15 protein-coding genes are annotated in these 19,740 nt (G+C 38.7%); 13 read left to right on the top strand and 2 right to left on the bottom strand.

What is annotated here, in order from left to right:
• The first annotated feature begins 34 nt into the window (after positions 1-34).
• The 3 genes from RUH74_RS13920 (at position 35) to RUH74_RS13910 (ending at position 4,106) form a co-directional block, all read left to right on the top strand.
• Positions 35-2,512, top strand: coding sequence for a phosphodiester glycosidase family protein (locus RUH74_RS13920; RefSeq protein WP_313800942.1), 2,478 nt, complete (start codon positions 35-37; stop codon positions 2,510-2,512).
• 231 nt (positions 2,513-2,743) lie between these two features.
• A complete protein-coding gene (locus tag RUH74_RS13915; protein WP_313800940.1) occupies positions 2,744-3,154 on the top strand; it encodes a hypothetical protein in 411 nt (136 codons plus the stop codon).
• Between the two features lie 244 nt (positions 3,155-3,398).
• Positions 3,399-4,106 (top strand): C40 family peptidase, encoded by a 708-nt coding sequence (locus RUH74_RS13910; protein ID WP_313800938.1) that lies wholly within the window; start codon positions 3,399-3,401, stop codon positions 4,104-4,106.
• A 26-nt stretch (positions 4,107-4,132) separates the two neighbouring features.
• Here RUH74_RS13910 and RUH74_RS13905 read toward each other — a convergent pair whose 3' ends face one another.
• Positions 4,133-5,038, bottom strand: coding sequence for an accessory Sec system S-layer assembly protein (locus RUH74_RS13905; protein WP_313800936.1), 906 nt, complete (start codon positions 5,036-5,038; stop codon positions 4,133-4,135).
• Between the two features lie 71 nt (positions 5,039-5,109).
• Entirely contained in the window at positions 5,110-7,476 is a 2,367-nt protein-coding gene (gene secA2, locus RUH74_RS13900) for an accessory Sec system translocase SecA2 (protein ID WP_313800934.1), read from the bottom strand.
• 385 nt (positions 7,477-7,861) lie between these two features.
• Here secA2 and RUH74_RS13895 point away from each other — a divergent pair, with 385 nt between their 5' ends.
• The 10 genes from RUH74_RS13895 to RUH74_RS13850 all read left to right on the top strand — a co-directional run bounded on the left by RUH74_RS13895 (position 7,862) and on the right by RUH74_RS13850 (position 19,736).
• Positions 7,862-8,920, top strand: a complete 1,059-nt coding sequence (locus RUH74_RS13895; RefSeq protein WP_313800932.1) for a glycosyltransferase family 4 protein — start codon at positions 7,862-7,864, stop codon at positions 8,918-8,920.
• 168 nt (positions 8,921-9,088) lie between these two features.
• A complete protein-coding gene (locus tag RUH74_RS13890; RefSeq protein WP_313800930.1) occupies positions 9,089-10,201 on the top strand; it encodes a DegT/DnrJ/EryC1/StrS family aminotransferase in 1,113 nt (370 codons plus the stop codon).
• Between the two features lie 96 nt (positions 10,202-10,297).
• Positions 10,298-11,041, top strand: coding sequence for a hypothetical protein (locus RUH74_RS13885; protein WP_313800929.1), 744 nt, complete (start codon positions 10,298-10,300; stop codon positions 11,039-11,041).
• Positions 11,034-12,044, top strand: coding sequence for a Gfo/Idh/MocA family protein (locus tag RUH74_RS13880; protein WP_313800927.1), 1,011 nt, complete (start codon positions 11,034-11,036; stop codon positions 12,042-12,044). The genes RUH74_RS13885 and RUH74_RS13880 overlap by 8 nt, the downstream gene beginning before the upstream one ends.
• Before the next feature lie 14 nt (positions 12,045-12,058).
• Positions 12,059-13,372, top strand: a complete 1,314-nt coding sequence (locus RUH74_RS13875; RefSeq protein ID WP_313800925.1) for a nucleotide sugar dehydrogenase — start codon at positions 12,059-12,061, stop codon at positions 13,370-13,372.
• A gap of 76 nt (positions 13,373-13,448) precedes the next feature.
• A complete protein-coding gene (locus RUH74_RS13870) occupies positions 13,449-14,180 on the top strand; it encodes an N-acetyltransferase (protein WP_313800923.1) in 732 nt (243 codons plus the stop codon).
• Position 14,181: 1 nt separating this feature from the next.
• Positions 14,182-15,606: a lipopolysaccharide biosynthesis protein gene (locus tag RUH74_RS13865; RefSeq protein ID WP_313800921.1), complete on the top strand. Its 1,425-nt coding sequence runs from the start codon at positions 14,182-14,184 to the stop codon at positions 15,604-15,606.
• Positions 15,607-15,698: 92 nt separating this feature from the next.
• On the top strand, positions 15,699-17,291 hold the full coding sequence (locus RUH74_RS13860) for an asparagine synthase-related protein (RefSeq protein ID WP_313800919.1): 1,593 nt from the start codon (positions 15,699-15,701) through the stop codon (positions 17,289-17,291).
• Positions 17,288-18,346 carry a non-hydrolyzing UDP-N-acetylglucosamine 2-epimerase gene (wecB, locus tag RUH74_RS13855; RefSeq protein WP_313800917.1) on the top strand — a complete coding sequence of 353 codons (1,059 nt, stop codon included), beginning with the start codon at positions 17,288-17,290 and terminating at the stop codon, positions 18,344-18,346. Before RUH74_RS13860 ends, wecB begins: the two co-directional genes overlap by 4 nt.
• Before the next feature lie 10 nt (positions 18,347-18,356).
• Positions 18,357-19,736, top strand: coding sequence for an O-antigen polymerase (locus RUH74_RS13850; protein ID WP_313800915.1), 1,380 nt, complete (start codon positions 18,357-18,359; stop codon positions 19,734-19,736).
• Positions 19,737-19,740: the final 4 nt, after the last annotated feature.

The raw sequence follows: 19,740 nt of genomic DNA, 5'->3' as shown, positions 1-19,740 counted from the left end.
TAATAAGAGAATAGTAGAAAGAAGGAGAGGGAAAATGACGAAAAAGTGGATAGTTAAGCTAGTAGTAATTGCAGCATTGATTTTTGGGTTAAGTTCTCAGGCTTCAGCAAGCGAGCCGAAAGTTTACTGGGATGGACTTCTTATGGTTAAAGGCCAAGTGGGGAAAATAAAAGTAATAAAGCCTATTAATCTATGGAAAAGAGACGGGAATAAGCTTGTATTTGAACGGATTTTGAAGCCTGGTGAGCAATATCGAGTGTATCGCTATGACAACCTCTTTGGAGGCCAATACGGACTCGGGGGAGGCTATTATATTACGAAGATGGCAGGATATGTCGATTACCGAACGCCATCTAAGAAAAAGCTGGCAGAACTTGAGGCCGCGTATAGCGGTGGGGGATCGACAACAAAGCCAATAGGAAATCTTTCGATCGGAAAAATTACACAGCAGCAATCAAAAAAGATCGCTCCTGGGGTAACAGAAACAGAGCTTTCTGTAGCGAGCAACAGAGGAAAGCAAAAAATTTATGCGGTTGAATACGATGGCAAAACAGAAAAGATTAGCTTGGAAACAGCTTTGGCAAAAGACCAATTATACGGATTTGAACCTGTATCAAAACAAGCAAACAATGCGAAAACGCCAGAAAAGCATGTCGTTGCAGGCATAAACGGTGACTACTTTGATAAAAATGGCCATCCGGTTGATTTAATGATTCAACAGGGCGAAATTATTGCAACGAGTCAGACGCCATTAAATCAATTAGCAGTTTTCGGTGTAACAAAAGAGGGTAAGCCATTAATCGGCAATCCACAATTGAAAATTTCTGTTCAAGTAAATGGGCAAAATGCCTATTGGATAAATTCTGTTAATAGAACGAGATCGGCTAACCATCTTGTTCTCTATACACCAGCATTTGCAAGTTCAACACGAACGAATAATCTTGGAACAGAGGTTGTTGTCAAAACAGACTCTGGTCAATTGAACGGTCATAGTGTATTAACAGGCACAGTTGTGAAAGTGGTAGAGAATGTCGGAGATGAGAAGCTAAATAGCGGTGAATTTGTTCTTTCTGGTCATAATTTGGGCAGTAATTATTTAAAAACCATTGCCGTAGGTGACAAGATCGAAGTAAAAGCAGATTTTGCTTCAAATGATTGGAATCAAGTGGTGGAAGCGATAAGCGGCCGCTACCACTTAGTGAAAAATGGATCGGTTGTTAAGCAGACTGTTGCAGGTGTTCATCCAAGATCAGCCATTGGCATTAAAGCAGATGGAGGAATTGTTACAGTCGTTGTTGATGGGCGTAACGCTCTTCACAGTGTAGGTCTTTCCTTAGCGGAAATGGCTACAGTCATGAAAGACCTTGGTGCTGTCCAAGCATTTACTTTTGATGGCGGCGGATCTTCTACAATGGTTGTAAGAGAACATGGGAATGATTCTGTTTCAGTAGTGAATAAGCCTTCAGATGGAGCGGAGCGTTCCGTTTCCAATTCATTATTATTTATTAGTAAATGGATGAAAGGGCCTCTTAATCAGCTTGTCGTAAATCCGAAGGAACTTACTCTGTTTGCAGGTGCTACATATAAGGATTTAGGCATTACTGTTAAAGGGATGGATCAATTCTACAACGCGGTTCCTGTATCTCAGATAGCATATAGCTCTCCGGCATTGAAGAAAAATGCAGATGGCAGCTATACAGCTTCAACTTCTATAAGCAATAGTGAAATTACTGTTTCATCAGGTAATATTAGCAGCAAAATTAAAGTGAATCTAATTAATACGCTTGATAGCATCCAAGTGGATGAAAAAGATATTATGGTAGAAAACAATACGATTTATAAGATTCAGCCGAAGGGAATCTATAAAGGCAAGACAGTTATCTCCGATCCTGCTTTGTTCAAATGGAGTGTATCACCAGCTAGTCTAGGTACTATTAATAATAAAGGTGAATTTAAAGCAGGTTCCGCAAAAGGAACAGGTACGATTACTATTTCTCATGGAAAGGTTTCTGCAAAAATTGCCGTTACTGTAGGCACGCCTGAACCAATCCTAATCGAAGGCTTTGAGAATGGGATAGCTAACTATAAAGCAACTGGTGCGAGATATAAGAGTGTGAATGTAATACAGGATCCATTAAGTAAAACTGGAAAATACTCAGCTAAGCTAAGCTATGACTTTACTGGTACATCCGGTACTTCAGGTGCTTATATTGATGCGGTTAAACCGATTGCTTTAAAAGGCCACCCGAAAAAAATCGGCATGTGGGTTTATGGGGATGGCAAAGGGCATTGGTTAAGAATGCAGCTGAAAGATGGAAGCGGCCAAGAGATTCAGCTTGATTTCACAAAGAACGTAAATTGGACGGGCTGGAAGTATATGGAGGCAGCTGTGCCACAGAATATTAAAACACCATTGGTCATTGAAGCACCTGTGCGCTACATGGAAACAAGTGACACAAATAAAAATAGCGGTGCCATTTTTATTGATCAAATTCAGGCAGTTTATAAATAAGTAGATAAGAGGCCAAATTTCTCGCTGATTTTATAATGATTTGGGGAATTTGGCCCTTGTCATGACTGAAACTTACAAAAAATGTTATGGGTGTTGGTTTGATTTGTCATTTATGATATGGTACGCTAGTACAAGCAATTCTATTTTGTGCTCTTTTTGTGTAGAAAGAGCAGTCCCTATAGAAGTTTTAAAAATTAATTTATAGAGACCCTTTTCGTTGGAGGGAAAAGAATGTCAATGAGTTCGAATAATATGGAACAAGTAAGAAAGCAGTTAGAAAAAGATCCTCCCAAAATCATTGGGGGTTATAAAAGGCAAGGCTGGGCCCAAAAGGTTTTAGATAAAACCGAAAATGACGATATTGAACAAGAGAAAAAAGGTTTTATTACAGCAAAAGCAATTCTTGAAGCAAAAGATGGCAGCTACTATCCGGCCTTCTTATTAATTGATACAAAGAAAAGCGGAAAAATTAAAGATGCTTTTTTCCTTTCCGAGGCACAGGATCAATTTAATCTCATTCCATTAGAAATTGCCCTGGAATTTATGGATAAAGACGCGAGTGATTTAATGCCTTTTCGATATAGAACACTCGGAAAAGTTAAAGGGGATATATTTCAAAAGAATTGGCCTGACTTTTCGTAAACCTTCTTACATCTAAGAAGGTTTATTTTTTTTCTGGAATGTATAGGCAGATATCCAACCTTTAAAATGGGGGAATATGGCTAGTATTTTAAAAAAATCATCTATAACCGCATAATTTGTAACATAGATGTAATATAACTAGGTATTATTTAATAGATTTGAAATGATAAATTACCTGAAAATAATGTAAAATCATACTTGTAGCGATAATATACGACATTCTTCTTATTTTCAGGAGGTTTAAATGAAGATTTTAGCGAAAGTAGTCATTACGGGAGCATTGCTTCTTCCGACCGTTTTTGGAGTGAGCTGCGCAAGTGCAGCTAGTACGGATGATCTAGTTGAATATAGCAAGAAATTCATTGGAACCCCTTATGTTTATGCAGGCTCAACACCGAATGGATTTGATTGTTCCGGATATATAACATACATATACGAAAACTTTAATGTAAATAATTTACCTAGAAGGTCAGCGGACCAATATAATTTTGGCGAATCTGTTGCTAAATCAGACTTGAAGCCTGGTGATGCGGTTTTCTTTAATACTTCTGGATCTGGCGTATCCCATGCAGGTATATATATTGGCGATAATAACTTTATTCATGCTTCAACTTCTGAAGGTGTAAGAATCAATGGGTTAGACGATAAATACTGGAAAAATAAATACGTAGGTGCGAAACGATTCACAAATTTTGATGCGCCGCCACCGCCGCCGCAAGAGTTCAAAGGACTTGAGGTGAAGGCTGGTCAAATTGGCGTAGTAGAAATTAAGAAGTCTATTAATCTATGGAAACGTGATAGCAACGACAATTTGGTAGTTGAGAGAGTGCTGAAAGCTGGAGAGAAATATCGTGTTTATACATATGATGATAAGCATGGCGGACAGTACGGACTTGGAGATAACTTATACATAACGAAAATGGATACACATATTAATTACTTTTCACTATAAAAAAAGAAGGGGTCTGAAGCTGAGCTTCAGGCCTCTTCTTTCATATTAACAGCTGCTGATTGAGGTACATATGTCTTCCATTTAGATAGATCTAGATTTTCCTTTGTTATAGCGGATTCTGGGAAAACAAAGGTCCATGGCTTGCATGTTTGGCTCTTGATTTCAAGATTGTTTAATTGAAAGCCGGCCTGAGCGATTGCTTCTCCAGAAGCATCTTCAAAAACGAGCGGCAGGTTTTCAATTGTAATGCTGCGGTTGCTTGCATTGCGGATTAGTAATGTGGCAGCCAATCCTCTTCCTTCAATCATTTTTGCCTCTAGACCCATGAAATTAACTTCCCCTTCACGTAAAGGCGGAAGGCTCTTAACGATGTTTTCTAAATGCTGCTTTTGCTCATCACTAAAGGCTTCTTTCCAGCTGTCCTCAAGATCGAGAGGAAGCACGTCTGGAGCCTTCTGCTTCAGTTCAAAAACAACCTTCCAATTGTTCTTAGGAATTTCATCAACAAGCTTATTCTCGTTTTCGAATAAGAATCTCCATGGTCTGCAAGAGTTTGGAGGCAATTCACCGAACAAGTCCATTTCAAAGCTTTTTCTTGCTAGACGCTCATTTTCGCCATTCACAATGACTAAGTCGATCACTTCGAAGTCTACAGGCTTAGGAAGAGAGCTTCTTAAGAAAGCCGTAATGACAAATCCACCATCATACTCGTACAAATTAATACCATTAATTGCAATTTGGTTTGGCTGAAGAGTCGGCAGCTTTTGATGGTTATATTGGAATACATATTTCTCTTGAACACTCAAGTCCCAATCAGGGTGATAAGATAGTTCTGTTTTAATCCCTTCATCATTATCCGTTTCACGAATATCTAATGATTTATTCTCCTCTTGCTCGTTTACATCTTTATTTTCCTTATTAAAAATCCCCATTAGCAGTTCAGTCCCCTTTTTAAAAGGAATAAGACGAGTCTCTGGCTGAATCGTCTTACTCCTCCTCTTAATTATTCTTTCTCCTCACCAGGTAAAAAATGCTGAATAATCATTCTCGTTTGCTTGCTTGCTTGAGCGTCTAATTCTGCAAGGAAATGCTTGAACTCTTCGAAGCCTTCTAGCTCGTAAAGGCGGTAAGGATCCTCTTGACCGTATCCGCGAATATTGAAGCCTTCTCTTAATTGCATCATCATTTCCATATGAACAACCCATGAACGATCTAAATTTTGCAGATATAATAATTTTACCTGTGATTGGAAATCTTCATTTGTTTCAAGTGCCTTCATTTCATTTAAATAGTTCTCATATAACTGGTCGATCTTTTCTTGAATTGCCGCTTTTTCTCGATCGATTAAATCTAATGCTTGAAATGGCAGCTCTCCGAAAACAAGTGTTAACTCCTCATGCAAACCCTCTGCCGCTGAATTTTCTGTAATCGACTCTGCAGGGCAATACGTGTCAAGGATGTTTTTTAGATGATTTTGTAAAGAGTTGATGATTAAATCTACAGAATTTGTACTTGCCAACAGTTCATCTCGTTTTTCATAGACGATTTTTCTTTGCTGGTTGACAACATCATCTAGCTTCAGGAGATGGTTTCTAGCAGAGAAGTGACTGCCTTCAACAATGGATTGAACTTTAAGCACGAATTTTACTGGATTGGGTGAAATGATCAGTCCAGACTCATCCGTTTTGATTCTCTTCTTCCACTTATCCATCTCATCTTTATCATAACTATTAAAGATATCATCTTCAATAGATATGATGAATTGAGTGGAGCCCGGGTCCCCTTGTCTTCCGGCTCTTCCCCTTAGCTGCATATCAATTCTTTCACTCTCATGAAGCTCTGTGCCGATAATATGCAAGCCGCCAAGCTCTCTAACAGCTGGGTCCAAGATAATATCGGTTCCGCGTCCAGCCATATTCGTAGAAAGCATGACCTGATTCCTTTGTCCAGCTTGAGAGATGATATTTGCTTCATCTTCCTCCGTTTTTGCATTTAGAATTTGATGTTTTATACCAGCTTTTTTCAGATAGACAGAAAGCTTTTCTGACTGTTCGATGGAGGTTGTCCCAATTAGGACTGGACGGCCGATTTTATTGTGTTTGGCCACCTCTTCAACGATTTTCGCAACCTTTGATTCATAGTCTTTATAAACCAATGGTTCTTCATCTATGCGAGCGTTCGGTTTATTCGTAGGAACTGAAACGACTCGAAGACTATACGTTTCAAAAAATTCCTTCTTAGATGGCGTTGCACTTCCTGTCATCCCGGATAGGATTTTATAGATTCTGAAATAGTTCTGTACGGTGATGGAAGCCTGTGTTTGATTTTCTTCCTTAACAGTCACGCCTTCTTTTGCTTCAATTGCCTGATGAAGACCATCGCTAAATGTCCGGCCTTCCATAATTCTTCCTGTAAATTGATCGACTAGGACAATTTCATCTTTTTTCACAATATAATCAACATCTTTTCTCATGACGACATGTGCGCGTAATGATTGCATGATGTTATGTAAAAGCTCACGGTGTTCGGCATCATATAAATTTTTCAAGCCAAAAGCTTGTTCGAATTCGTTAGCCCCATTGTCTGTTAAAACGATTTGCTTTGTTTCAGGATAGAATTCATACTGGTTGCCGTCTTCAAAGTTCTTTACGATTTCAGAAGTGATATAGAATAACTCAGTTGCAATATCTGATTTGCTGGCAATGATGAGCGGTGTCCTTGCTTCATCAATTAAAATGCTGTCTACTTCATCAACAATTGCGTAATGTAAAGGCCTTTGAACACGTTCTTCAAAGCTTGATGTCATATTATCGCGCAAAAGATCAAACCCGAATTCCGTACCTGTACCATAAGTAATATCCGCGTTATAGGCTTCTCTTTTTTCAGTTTCAGAGATTTGAGAAATATTTAAGCCAACGGTTAAGCCAAGAAAGTTAAATAGTTTTCCCATTTGTTCATAGTCGCGTTTTGCTAAGTATTCGTTCGCTGTAATAATGTGTACCCCTTTGCCTTCCAAAGCTCTTAAATAGCTAGGCAGCGTAGCAACAAGTGTTTTTCCTTCACCTGTTCGCATTTCTGCGATTCCGCCTTCAAGAAGGACTAAACCTCCAAGCAGCTGTACATCATAGTGACGAAGACCAAGTACTCGTTTAGAAGCTTCCCTTACTGTAGCGAAAGCCTCTTCTTTTAAATCAAGAACAGATACCCCTTCAGCAACCTTTTCCTTTAAATATTGCGTAGCCTCTTTAAGCTCCTCGTCGCTTAATGCAGAAATTTTTTCTTCTAGCTCATTAATATTTGTTACATGTTTATACAGGCGTTTAAGTTCGGCAGAATCTTCATTAAATATGCGCTTCATTAACGATAGCATGCGGTTCTCTCCTAGAAATTATTAAAAGTAATACAAATTTTATAAGATTAGTAACTATTTTTGCTACTACATTTTTCCCTATCTAATTATAACATATTATGTAGTATAATATATTTTAGAAGAGAAGCCGCAGTTAATTTTTGACAGAATCTATTATTCTTCATTATTTGAAACTTTTTTCGATAATATTCGTCAACTTTAGAGGAAACTTCCATTTAAGGTCGAAAACTAATAAAGACTTTATTGAAAAAGAGGTGATACTATTAATAAGTAATTGCTATACCTTACAAGAGAATATTTTTAAAAATGAAATTAATTGAATTCTTTTTGATATATGGTAGTATAAATCTGGCTGCATAAATTCAAAAAACTAAAGGTGATATCATTGGATATTAAATTTTTAGCTGCATTTATTGCGGCTTTAGTGACGTCCTTGCTAATAACTCCCTTGGTCATTAAGTTTGCACTGAAAATTGGTGCAACGGACAAACCGAATCATAGGAAGGTGCATTCCAAAATCATGCCTAGACTCGGTGGTTTGGCTGTCTTTGCTGGAGTGATTGCAGGCTATTTTGTGGGCGGTCTCTATAATGAAAAGATAACAGGGATTACAGTAGGTGCGATTATTATTGTTATTACTGGCATCCTTGATGATAAGTATGAACTTTCAGCGAAATATAAACTTATCGGTCAATTGCTTGCTGCAGCTGCGGTTGTAGGGAGCGGCTTAACGATCGATCATTTATCCATTCCGTTTATCGGCACGTTTGATGTTGGTCTTTGGACTTATCCGATTACGGTTTTCTGGATTGTTGCAATTACGAACGCCATTAACTTAATTGATGGCCTTGATGGACTTTCTGCAGGGATTTCAGCCATTGTTATTGCAACGATTGCTTTTATGGCTGGAATTGCAGGAAAACCGCTTATTTTGATGCTATCTCTCATTTTGCTAGGAAGCACATTAGGGTTTCTATTCCATAATTTCCATCCGGCAAAAATATTCATGGGTGATACGGGAGCGCTATTTTTAGGCTATGCCATTTCCATTCTGTCATTACTCGGTTTGTATAAGAGCGTCACCTTATTTAGTTTTGTTGTTCCAATTATCATTCTTGGTGTGCCTGTTTTTGATACAACCTATGCAATCATTCGACGGATTGTGAATAAAAAGCCGATTTCAGCTCCTGATAAATCGCATTTGCATCATCGTTTGCTTGCACTCGGGTTATCCCATCGGAAAACCGTACTGTGCATTTATGGATTTGGAATTATTTTTAGCATTAGTGCTATACTATTTTCAACAGCAACGCTATGGGTCAGTATTTTTATCATCTTCGGATTATTATTAATCCTGGAAGTACTCGCAGAAACGATTGGCTTAGTACACGAGAAGTATCAGCCTGTTATTAAAATATATCGGAAAGTTACTGGAAGACAATAACAGTAGGCCGTTTGTGGACGACTCGCAAACGGCTTTTTTTGAAAAACCGCTGCTTTGTGCATTTATGTTCGAAAATTGTCATTTTGCCGTAGTGTTAAATAGCGATTGAATGTCTATTTTATGTTAAAATAACTTAGTATTTCATCTAGGAAGTTGGAGGAAATGAATATGAAAATTCCTATGTTAGATTTAAGTGAACAATATCAATCATTGAAGACTGAAATGCTTGCTGCTTTAGATCAAGTGATGAGCTCTTCGCATTTTATTCTAGGAGACAACGTGAAGAAGCTAGAGGCAGATGTGGCAGCGTATAGTCGTGTTGGTCATGGAATTGGGGTAGCAAACGGAAGTGATGCTATACATATTGCGTTACAAGCAGCAGGAGTAAAATCAGGCGATGAAGTCATTACTACTCCGTTTACTTTCTTTGCGACTGGCGGTTCAATTGTTCGTGCTGGAGCTACTCCGGTCTATGTTGATATCGATCCAGTAACATTTAATATTGATCCAAAGAAAATTGAAGCAGCGATTACTGATAAAACAAAAGCAATTATCCCTGTTCATCTTTATGGGCAAACAGCAGATATGGAAGAAATTTGTGCTATTGCTGATAAGCATCAACTTGCTGTAATCGGCGATGCTGCTCAAGCAATCGGTGCAAAGCATAAAGGGAAAACAGTCGCAGAATATGGGACAGCTGCAACATACAGTTTCTTCCCAACAAAGAACCTTGGAGCATACGGTGATGCGGGCATGGTTGTTACAAATGATGACCAGGTTGCAGAAAATAGCCGAGTGATCCGTGTTCACGGCAGCAAGCCGAAATACTATCATCATGTGTTAGGCTATAACAGCCGTTTGGATGAAATGCAGGCAGCTGTTTTAAACGTGAAATTCCCGCATTTAGATAAATGGAGCGAGCTTAGAAGAGAAAAGGCAGCCGTATATACACAGCTACTTACTGAGCAGTTAGGGAACTTAGTAAAAACACCTGTTGAGAAAGAAGGAAATTACCACGTATTCCACCAGTATACGATCCGTGTAGAAAAACGTGATGAATTACAGGCTTTCTTAAAAGAACAAGGTGTACAAACAATGATCTACTATCCACTACCGCTTCATGTTCAGCCTGTCTTTAAAGATTTAGGCTATAAAGAAGGAGACCTTCCTGAATCAGAAAAAGCGGCTAAAGAGGCATTGTCATTGCCAATGTTCCCTGAACTGAAACAGGAGCAGCAAGAATATGTAGTTGCGAAAATTGCGGAGTTTTTCAACAAATAAAAAATAAAAGGAACGTCGCCGAGCAGGGGGCGTTTCTTTACTTGCATGTAAGCATTTTAAGCAGTTTCTATAATTTTAAAAGGAATGGTGGTCTTTTTGACAGAACAAAAAAGGTTTGCATTATACGAATACTTAGTTTTCTTTTGGAAGAAGAAAGTTTTCTTTCTTATTATCCCGCTGCTGTTTACATTATTAGGATTCGGTGCTTCTTATTTAATTCCTAAAGATGGCAAATACGTCGGGAGTGCATCCATCTTTACTGGCTCCATTAAGCTAAAGGCATTAACAAATCCATCGAATGTTGTTGCTACTTATGGCAAAGATGTTCATGGAGTAATTGATGCATATGTTTCTAGTGAAAGCTATGTGAAAATCAAAATTTTTGATGATAATAAAGAGCGAGTAGAAAAAGATCTTCAAAAGATGGCTGCTGGCATTGAGCAGGGTCTTGTTGACAGCTATGATCTAAGATATAAAACGACAGAAGATATTATTAAGAATCACGAAACAACCCTTAAACAACTAAATGATGTCATTAGAGTTAGCGGTGAGCGACTTGACCGTGAAGATTTAACCATTGAAGAAACGGAAGATATTACTTCGTTGCTTGAAAAATCTGAGGCAGATGCCGCAAAGGCCAAAACGTCTATTCAAAGCATGAAAACAGATCTAGCCTTTTTTGAAAAGCCAGGCATTGTTAATCAGGAAGTTGGCGTTACGAATACGTATAAATTAGAACTGACATTAGCAGGACTTGTTCTTGGGATTATCGCAGCAATCCTTATTCTAATGCTTTGGAAATACATTAATGATGCTAGGAGGCACTATAAGCATGATTAATTTTGCCGTTGTTGGTATGGGACATATTGCAAATAAACATATTGAAGCTATTGAAAAGGCTGAAAATGCGAATCTGTATGCAATATGCGATACGAACCCAGCACGTTTAGAAATGGATAACGCTGATGTAAAAAAATATACGGACTTAGCTCAAATGCTTGAGGAGAATCCGGATATTGATGTTGTTAATATTTGTGTCCCTTCAGGATTACATGCACGCTTAACGAAAATTGTTGCAGAACATAAAAGACATATTATTGTAGAAAAGCCAATGTCACTAAAGCTTCAGGATGCTGAAGATATGATTAAGTATGCGAATGAAAACGGCGTCAAGCTTGCTGTTGTTCATCCAAACCGATTCAGACCAGCTATCCAAAAATTGAGAGAACAGATGGATGCGGGCTCATTCGGGAAATTAAGCCATGCGAATGCAACTGTTCGCTGGAATCGAAATCAGGCTTATTATGATCAAGCAGAATGGCGGGGGACGAAGGAATTTGACGGCGGCGTTCTTATGAACCAAGCGATTCATGACCTTGACTTAATGCTTTGGCTAATGGGACCAGTTGAATCGGTTCAAGCAATGGCAGCTACGCGCTTACGCAAAATCGAAACGGAAGATGTGGCAGCAGCTGTTGTTCAATTTAAGAATGGAGCACTTGGTGTAATCGAGGCAGCAACGACGATCTATCCGAAGAATCTAGAAGAATCGCTTGCGATTTTTGGAGAAACCGCATCAGTAAAAATCAGCGGAAGAAACGCTAACTTTATTGAAACATGGGATATTGAAGGGGTAACAGAAGAGGAAGCGGATAGAATAAAAGGTGAGATTCAAGCAGATCCTTTTGGCAAACCCGGTCACCAATGCATCATCGAGGATATGGTGCTAGCTGTAAAAGAAAATCGTAACCCAATTGTAACTGGAGAAGACGGCCTCGCTCCTGTAAAATTAATATTGGCAATTTTAGAGTCAGCAGAAACTGGAAAAAAAGTCGTTCTATAAAAGGAGAAAGAAAGATGGACGTATATACATCATTAATTAATAAAATTGAAAATAAAGAAGCTGTCATTGGTGTTGTTGGTTTAGGCTATGTAGGCCTTCCATTAGCAGTTGAAAAAGCAAAAGCAGGCTATAAGGTAATCGGCTTTGATGTGCAGGCAGCACGCGTTGAGCAAGTGAATATGGGAATTAACTATATCGGCGACGTTGTTGATCAAGAGTTAGCAGACATGATTAAGGATGGCCGTTTAGTTGCAACCACTGACTATGCGCGTATCCAAGAAGTAGATGCCGTGGCAATCTGTGTACCAACTCCGCTTGATATTTATCAGCAGCCGGATACTTCTTATGTAGAAAGCTCTTCAAAAGAGATCGCTAAATATGCACATGAAGGCATGCTTGTTGTATTAGAATCCACTACTTACCCAGGAACAACAGAGGAAATTGTAAAGCCTGCGCTTGAAGAAAAGGGCCTGAAAACAGGTGAAACTGTATTCGTAGCGTATTCTCCAGAGCGTGTTGATCCAGGTAATAAGCAATTCAAAACGAAAAATACGCCTAAAGTAGTCGGCGGGATTACTGAAAATTGTACAAAAGTGGCAGCTGCTCTTTATCGAAGCGTACTTGAAGGGGATGTACACGAAGTATCTTCTCCAGCAATAGCTGAGATGGAGAAAATCTTCGAAAATACGTTCCGTCACATTAATATTGCGTTAGCAAACGAAATGGCTATTCTTTGTCAAAAGATGGGCATTGATGTGTGGGAAGTAATTGATGCAGCAAAAACAAAGCCTTACGGGTTCATGGCATTCTATCCAGGTCCTGGCTTAGGCGGTCACTGTATTCCAATCGATCCATTCTACTTAACATGGAAGGCTCGTGAATATAACTACCATACACGTTTAATTGAGCTTGCTGGAGAAATTAATAACAGCATGCCTGAATATGTTATCACACGCGCGATGCAAACATTAAACGAAGATGGCAAAGCACTTCGTGGCGCGAAGGTTGCTGTTCTTGGGGTCGCATATAAAAAGGACATTGATGATGTGAGGGAATCTCCAGTTCTTAAAATTGTTGAACTGTTAGAGCATCACGGTGCAGACTATACAGTAGTCGATCCTTATGTGAAGTCATTCCGATCATGCAATCAAACGGTTGAGACAGTTGAACTGACAAAAGAGCTGTTAAATGAAGCAGATCTTGTCCTTGTAACAACAGACCATACCGATTTTGATTATGAAATGATCGCGAAGGAAAGCAAGGTTATTTTCGATACGCGTAATGCAATGAAGGATATTGTAAAGCCAAATAAATACATTAAATTATAATATAGAGCAAGGTTCGGACATTCCGGTCACATTAGTTGGAAATCCGGCCAAATTAATGGTAAAGGGAGATATTCTAATGAATTTTATTGATCCTTCCGCTACAGTAGATGAAACGGCAAAGGTCGGTTATTTTTCCGTTATTGAAAAGGATGTAAAAATTGGCAAAAACGTTATCGTTGGTAACCGTGTAACGATTCATGAGGGAACAACGATTGGGGATCACACGACCATTGCAGACGGTGCTGTTGTTGGAAAGCCGCCAAAGCCAGCGAAAACAAGCACAGTTAAGCTAGCTGATGCCATTCCTGTTCTGGAAATTGGCGAAGAGGTAACGATTGGTGCCAATTGCGTTATTTATCGTGGAGCAAAAATTGGCTCAAGCACGCTCATTGCAGACCTTGCAAGTGTTAGAGAAAACGTAGAGATCGGAAATTTTGTGATCGTCGGCAGAGGGGTAACGGTTGAAAACTTTGTTAAAATTGGCGATCGTACAAAAATCCAATCCAATTCTTATATTACTGCTTACACAACATTGGAGGAGCAAGTGTTTATCGCTCCTTGTGTGACAACGACAAATGATAATTTCATGGGCCGCACAGAAGAACGCTTCGACAAGATTAAAGGCGCCCACGTGAAAAAAGGCGCTCGTGTTGGCGGTGCATCGATTATTCTTCCTGGCATTGTTGTGGAAGAGGAAACATTTGTTGCTGCTGGTGCATTAGTAACGAAGAATACGGAAGCAAAGACTTTAGTTAAAGGTGTTCCTGCTAAGTTCGTCAAGATGGTAGACGAGCGGGAGCTGTTATAGGGTGTTCGCCCAAATTAAGCGTTTAGGAGCGGATTCGCTCCTTTACGCATTTATGAACGTTGGAACGAAGCTAATAGCCTTTATTATGCTTCCGATATATACATCCTTCCTGGATCCGGCAGAATACGGGGTTTTTGATTATATAGATCGGGTCACGTCCATGCTGACCTTCATTGTTATATTTGGAACAGACTCAGCACTTGCCTTTTATTACTTTGATACAAAAGATAAGAAAAAGAGGCTGGATTATGTCCGCTCCGTCATGACCTTTAGAATGCTGATTGTTTTAATCATAGCAATCGTGTTTTTAGTCGGTGGAAAGTGGCTGACACAGTTTCTATTAAATGATGCGCAACTTTATTATTTGTTCTATATAGCCATTGGGGTTTTGGCCCTGGATACGGTTATTGCCTTAATCCTAACGGTTCTTCGGTATGACTTTTTTACAAAAAAGGTCGTAACATTTACGATTTTAAAAATGCTTTTAATTGCGGTTTTCTCTTATGGATTTTTAGCTTACGTCAGCCCAACCATTGATGGCATTCTATATGGAAGGCTTGTAAGTGTAGCGATTGTTGCCGTTTTATTGATTAAGCCGTTAATCAAATTTATTAAGTTTACTTTTAATAAGAAACTCATGAAGGAAATCCTTTTATACGCTGCCCCGCTAGTTCCTGCATCTCTAGCATTTTGGGTCATTGTTAATGCGAATTCCTTCCTGCTAGAAAGGTTTACTTCGTTTCATGAGGTAGGAATTTATGGAGCAGCAGTAAAGTTTGCTTCTTTAATTACACTCCTCACTAGTGGAGTGCAAATGGCTTGGCGACCTTTTTCCATGTCGCTAAAGGATAAAAATAATAGTCCAGTTTTATTTGCAAAGTTGTACTATGGTATTCTGATACTAGGAACAATCGGTGTTTTAATGGTTGCCACCTTGATGCCGTGGATCATCCAAATGTTAGATAGTGAATATCATGAGGCATACCAATATGTAGCAATCCTATCTGCTGTAACCTTCCTGAACTTTTTCTACATGATCATTTCAGTCGGTATTTTCTTTACGAAGCAGACAAAAATCATTTCTTATGCATTTGGTATTGCCGCCGTAGTTAATGTGATTCTAAATGTAGTGTTTATTCCTGCCTTTTCTATCTGGGGAAGTGTGGCAGCTTATTTGCTTTCATACTTAGTTGCGATTACGTATATTTTCTTTAAAAGCCAGAAGCTGTATCATGTTCCCGTATCTTTTGGCAAAATGACCTTTTTATTTTTATCGTCATTGTTAGCGGTCATATCGATCGTTTATATCCAGGAAAGCAATCTTTCGGATTGGAATATTGCATTTGCTTGGATTGGCTACTTAGTCATCGTGCTGCTTTCACGTATAGATAAAGATCTATTGCGGAAAAAATCTGCTGCAAGCTAGACAGGAATGGCTTGTGGGGTCCGCGTCATAAAGCATGCCTCACAAACCATTCCTTTATTCATATAACCGAATGAAAAAAATAGGTGATTTATTTGCTGAAAATAGTGATTCAAAACAGTAATCTTATAAAAGAATTAACCTTTCCATTTGGCCGAGTCTATTTTGGCGGCTATATTCTTTATAAAGGCACATGCTATGATGCCGATCGTCTTCAGGATGTACTTACAGAAGAAGAATTCTTTCTGCGTGAATTGAATGAAATACAAGGGGAGTTCGTCTTTATCCAGGCAGACAAGCAAAAAGTGACGGCGATTGTTGACCGGAAACGGAGCATGCCGCTTTTCTATTATAAAGAAGGCTCAAGCTGGATTGTCACAGACAAAATTACTCATCAAGCGGATGATTCATTAAATAAAACAGCTGTGAAGGAATTTTTATTAACTGGGTTTACCGCAAATGAAAAGACACTTTACAATGGGGTAAAGCAAGTTGAAGCTGGTTCGTACATTCAGATTCAAGAAGATGGGAAGATTAGAAGCAAAGAGTATTACCAGTTTTACCATCATCCGGTTGACAAGGATCTTGAACAATTTAGTTTAGAACTGAAACATGTTTTTCATCAAGTGTTTGAAGACCTCATCATCCGTTTAAGGAATAAAGTTCCGATTCTGCCTCTTAGCGGCGGCTATGATTCAAGAATTATTGCCTTATTGCTAAAGGAATATGGGCTCGAGGATATTGCTTCCTTTACATATGGAAAAAGGGAGAATAAAGAGGCGCTTGTCAGCAAAGATATTGCTGATCGCCTTGGCTTAAAATGGGACTTTGTTGAATACAAGAAGGATGATTGGCATCGCTGGTATCATTCAGACGAGTGGAAGCAGTATGTCGATTTTGCTGTGAATGGTTCGTCCATGGCTCACCTTCAGGATTGGCCAGCCGTAAGAGAAATCATTAACAAGCAGGATCGCGATTACGTGTTCATTCCTGGTCATTCAGGTGATTTTGTTGCTGGAAGCCATTTAGCTTATGAAATCACCGAAGATCGTGCGTTTTCCGCAGAAGATGTCGTTCAGTTTACTCTTAATAAGCATCACAAGCTTTGGGACATTGAAAAAGGGCTTCATGCCTCTGCAGGGGATGTCCTCGCTGAGATCAAACGGTCATTTGGAGATTTGCCATTCCAAACAAATGAGCAAGCGAGCGCTTTATTTGAATATTGGGATTGGAAAGAAAGACAGGCAAAGTTTATTATTAACTCAGTTAGAGTATATGAATTTTATAAAAAAGACTGGGAGATCCCATTATGGGATGATCGGTTAATGGAATTTTTCAAAACAGTTCCAGTCGATTTTCGTTTCAAGAAATATTTATATGATTATACGCTTCATCAAATGTACCCGGATTATTTTCCGAAGCCAGAAAAGCCTGCAGGCAAGGAGACTTCTTTAAAACAGAAATATGGTGTGTTTTACAATACGGCGAAAAAGCTATATAACAAGAAAAAGCTTTATCAAAAGTATTATACAGAGCCGATGGAGTGGTATGGCATTTATAAAAGCTATCCTGAATACCTAGGGGCTTTATCCTTTAAATATGATCGCTTAAAATATTCGCAGCCGTATAATATAAACTCATTTTTAGCAAAAGACTATATTCAAAGCTTGAAAGGTGAATCTAAATGAAAATATTAACGATTCTAGGCGCAAGGCCGCAATTTATTAAAGCTGCTCCAGTATCAAGGGTATTACGAAAGCATATGGAAGAGAAGATTATCCACACAGGCCAGCATTATGATGCAAATATGTCTGATATTTTCTTCGATGAACTGCATATTCCAAAGCCTGATTATCATCTTGGGGTAGGTTCAGGCAACCATGGGAAGCAAACAGGTGAAATGCTTGCGAAAATTGAAGAGATCGTTCTAAACGAACAGCCAGATTATTTAATGGTGTATGGGGATACGAATTCAACATTGGCAGGTGCACTTGTAGCTGCTAAATTGCATGTTCCTGTCATCCATATTGAAGCTGGCCTTAGAAGCTTTAATAAAAAAATGCCAGAAGAAATCAATCGGATCATGACAGATCATGTATCTGAATATTTATTCTGTCCAACAGACACAGCAATTGAAAATTTAACAAATGAAAATATTACTCACAATGTGTTTAATATTGGGGATGTTATGTATGATGCCGTTCTTTATAACAGGGAACTGGCAAAGGAAAAGTCCAATATCCTAGCTGAGGCTGGATTAACAGCGAAAGAATATCACTTAATTACGATTCACCGAGCTGAAAACACAGATGACATCGAGAATATGAAAAACATTTTAGATGCTTTTTCAAAAATTGATGAAGTGAAGGTTTGGCCGATTCACCCAAGAACAAAGCATAAATTGGCTGATTATGGCTTAAATCTAGGAGATGTACCTAATTTAAAGGTAATTGATCCTGTTGGATACTTAGACATGCTGACGCTTGAGGCGAATGCAAAGAAAATCGTGACGGATTCTGGCGGCGTACAAAAAGAAGCTTATTTCATGAAGGTTCCGTGCGTAACGATTCGTGAACAAACGGAATGGGTAGAGACGCTTAGTGGAGAAGCGAATATCTTAACGGGAACAGATACAGAGAAAATCTTAGCTGCTGTGCAAAAAGAGGTTAATCCAGAATATAAAGAAGTATTTGGTGATGGACAAGCCTCTGAAAAAATTGTTGATATGATCAGCAAAAAGTAGGTGCTGACGAATGTTGGCTATAATTATTTGGTTGGCTGTTCTAGCGATTTCAGTCATCCTATTTAAAAATGTATCTGGGAGTTTGTCTCTGTTAAAGCCAAATCTCAATTCTTTAATCTTTTACTATTCTTTGTTAGTGTCTAGTTATATTGGCAGCTTATTAATCGCCCTTGATATTGACCATTATTATATGATCAATAAGCTGGATCATGAAGTATACCGATACATTGGTTTCGGTGCGGTATCTTTCGTGATGATTATGCTGCCCCTTTCGATGTTTATCGTTAGCAAGCTTGCAGGGTTCGATGCGAAGAAGGAATTTAATCATTACTTAAAAAAGCCGATTGAACATACGTTTACCGAGAGAAATGAGTTCTACCTTATTTTCCTTGGTCTCTCGCTAATTAGTATGCTTGCGGTTGCTTATACGTTATTGAAGACGAGCCAGGTGCCAATTTTCGCCTTGCTGAAAGGAAATCTTTCAGATTTAGGGATGCTTCGTATTGATGCCGCAAGGAATTTCCATGGCAAAGTGTTAATTAGAAATATTTTTGCGATTGCATTGACGCCTTTGCTGTCTTTAATTGCTTACGTATACACTGTTAAGACAAGACAATTAAAATGGGGATTATTATTTCTTCCACTTTTCGCCTGTGCAGTTTTAATTAGTGTGTATGATTTATCCAAATCACCGATTATTTTCTATATCATTATGTTTATTTTTGTGCAGCTTTATGTTGGAAGATTAGTGCTTAATCGCAGAAGAATTAATTTCTATGTGATATGTGGTGCTACACTAATTATTTTGATGTACATGTTTATCCAGGGAGTGAACGATTTAGGATCCTATTTGTCCTACTCATCAGGACCAATTGGAAGACTTATTCTGGCGCAAATTGCACCTACCTTCCTGCATTTAAATATATTTGGCGAGTCGATCCCGTTTTTACATGGAAGTAGTCTCCCATCCATCCTTATAGGCTGGTTTGATATTGAACAGGTGCGTTCGGCTCGACTAGTAATGGCAAACGCGTTCCCTAACCGGATTGAGGACGGGACAGGCGGTGTGCTGAATACGCTTTTTATTGCGGAAGCGTATGCGAATTTTGGTTATTTAGGGATATTATTTGGCACGATTTATGTCGGGGTACTTATACAGATTCTGTATATTATTTTTATCAGGCTTCCGAAAAACCCCGTATTTCTATGCCTGTTTATATACTTTTCCATTAATATTCCCCGGACATTAGTAGGTGGATTTGCTGATTTTCTCTTCAATCCAATTTGGATATTTATCACTTGCTTATTCGCTGGAATTCTACTGTTTATAAGAATTCGTTTGGATTTGTTTTCCTTCTTTTTCAAGAAGAAAGCGAGAAACGAGGCATAAGGAG

This window comes from Cytobacillus sp., assembly GCF_032154635.1.
Lineage (GTDB): Bacteria > Bacillota > Bacilli > Bacillales > Cytobacillaceae > Cytobacillus.
The sequence above is the reverse complement of the archived record's forward strand: the minus strand, read 5'-3'. Positions and strand labels throughout refer to the sequence as shown.

Excerpts from the sequence above, each read along its gene's own strand:
- RUH74_RS13920 (WP_313800942.1), top strand. The coding sequence starts at position 35 with ATGACGAAAAAGTGGATAGTTAAGCTAGTAGTAATTGCAGCATTGATT.
- RUH74_RS13915 (WP_313800940.1), top strand. The coding sequence starts at position 2,744 with ATGTCAATGAGTTCGAATAATATGGAACAAGTAAGAAAGCAGTTAGAA.
- RUH74_RS13910 (WP_313800938.1), top strand. The coding sequence starts at position 3,399 with ATGAAGATTTTAGCGAAAGTAGTCATTACGGGAGCATTGCTTCTTCCG.
- RUH74_RS13905 (WP_313800936.1), bottom strand. The coding sequence starts at position 5,038 with ATGGGGATTTTTAATAAGGAAAATAAAGATGTAAACGAGCAAGAGGAG.
- secA2 (WP_313800934.1), bottom strand. The coding sequence starts at position 7,476 with ATGCTATCGTTAATGAAGCGCATATTTAATGAAGATTCTGCCGAACTT.
- RUH74_RS13890 (WP_313800930.1), top strand. The coding sequence starts at position 9,089 with ATGAAAATTCCTATGTTAGATTTAAGTGAACAATATCAATCATTGAAG.
- RUH74_RS13880 (WP_313800927.1), top strand. The coding sequence starts at position 11,034 with ATGATTAATTTTGCCGTTGTTGGTATGGGACATATTGCAAATAAACAT.
- RUH74_RS13875 (WP_313800925.1), top strand. The coding sequence starts at position 12,059 with ATGGACGTATATACATCATTAATTAATAAAATTGAAAATAAAGAAGCT.
- RUH74_RS13870 (WP_313800923.1), top strand. The coding sequence starts at position 13,449 with ATGAATTTTATTGATCCTTCCGCTACAGTAGATGAAACGGCAAAGGTC.
- wecB (WP_313800917.1), top strand. The coding sequence starts at position 17,288 with ATGAAAATATTAACGATTCTAGGCGCAAGGCCGCAATTTATTAAAGCT.
- RUH74_RS13850 (WP_313800915.1), top strand. The coding sequence starts at position 18,357 with ATGTTGGCTATAATTATTTGGTTGGCTGTTCTAGCGATTTCAGTCATC.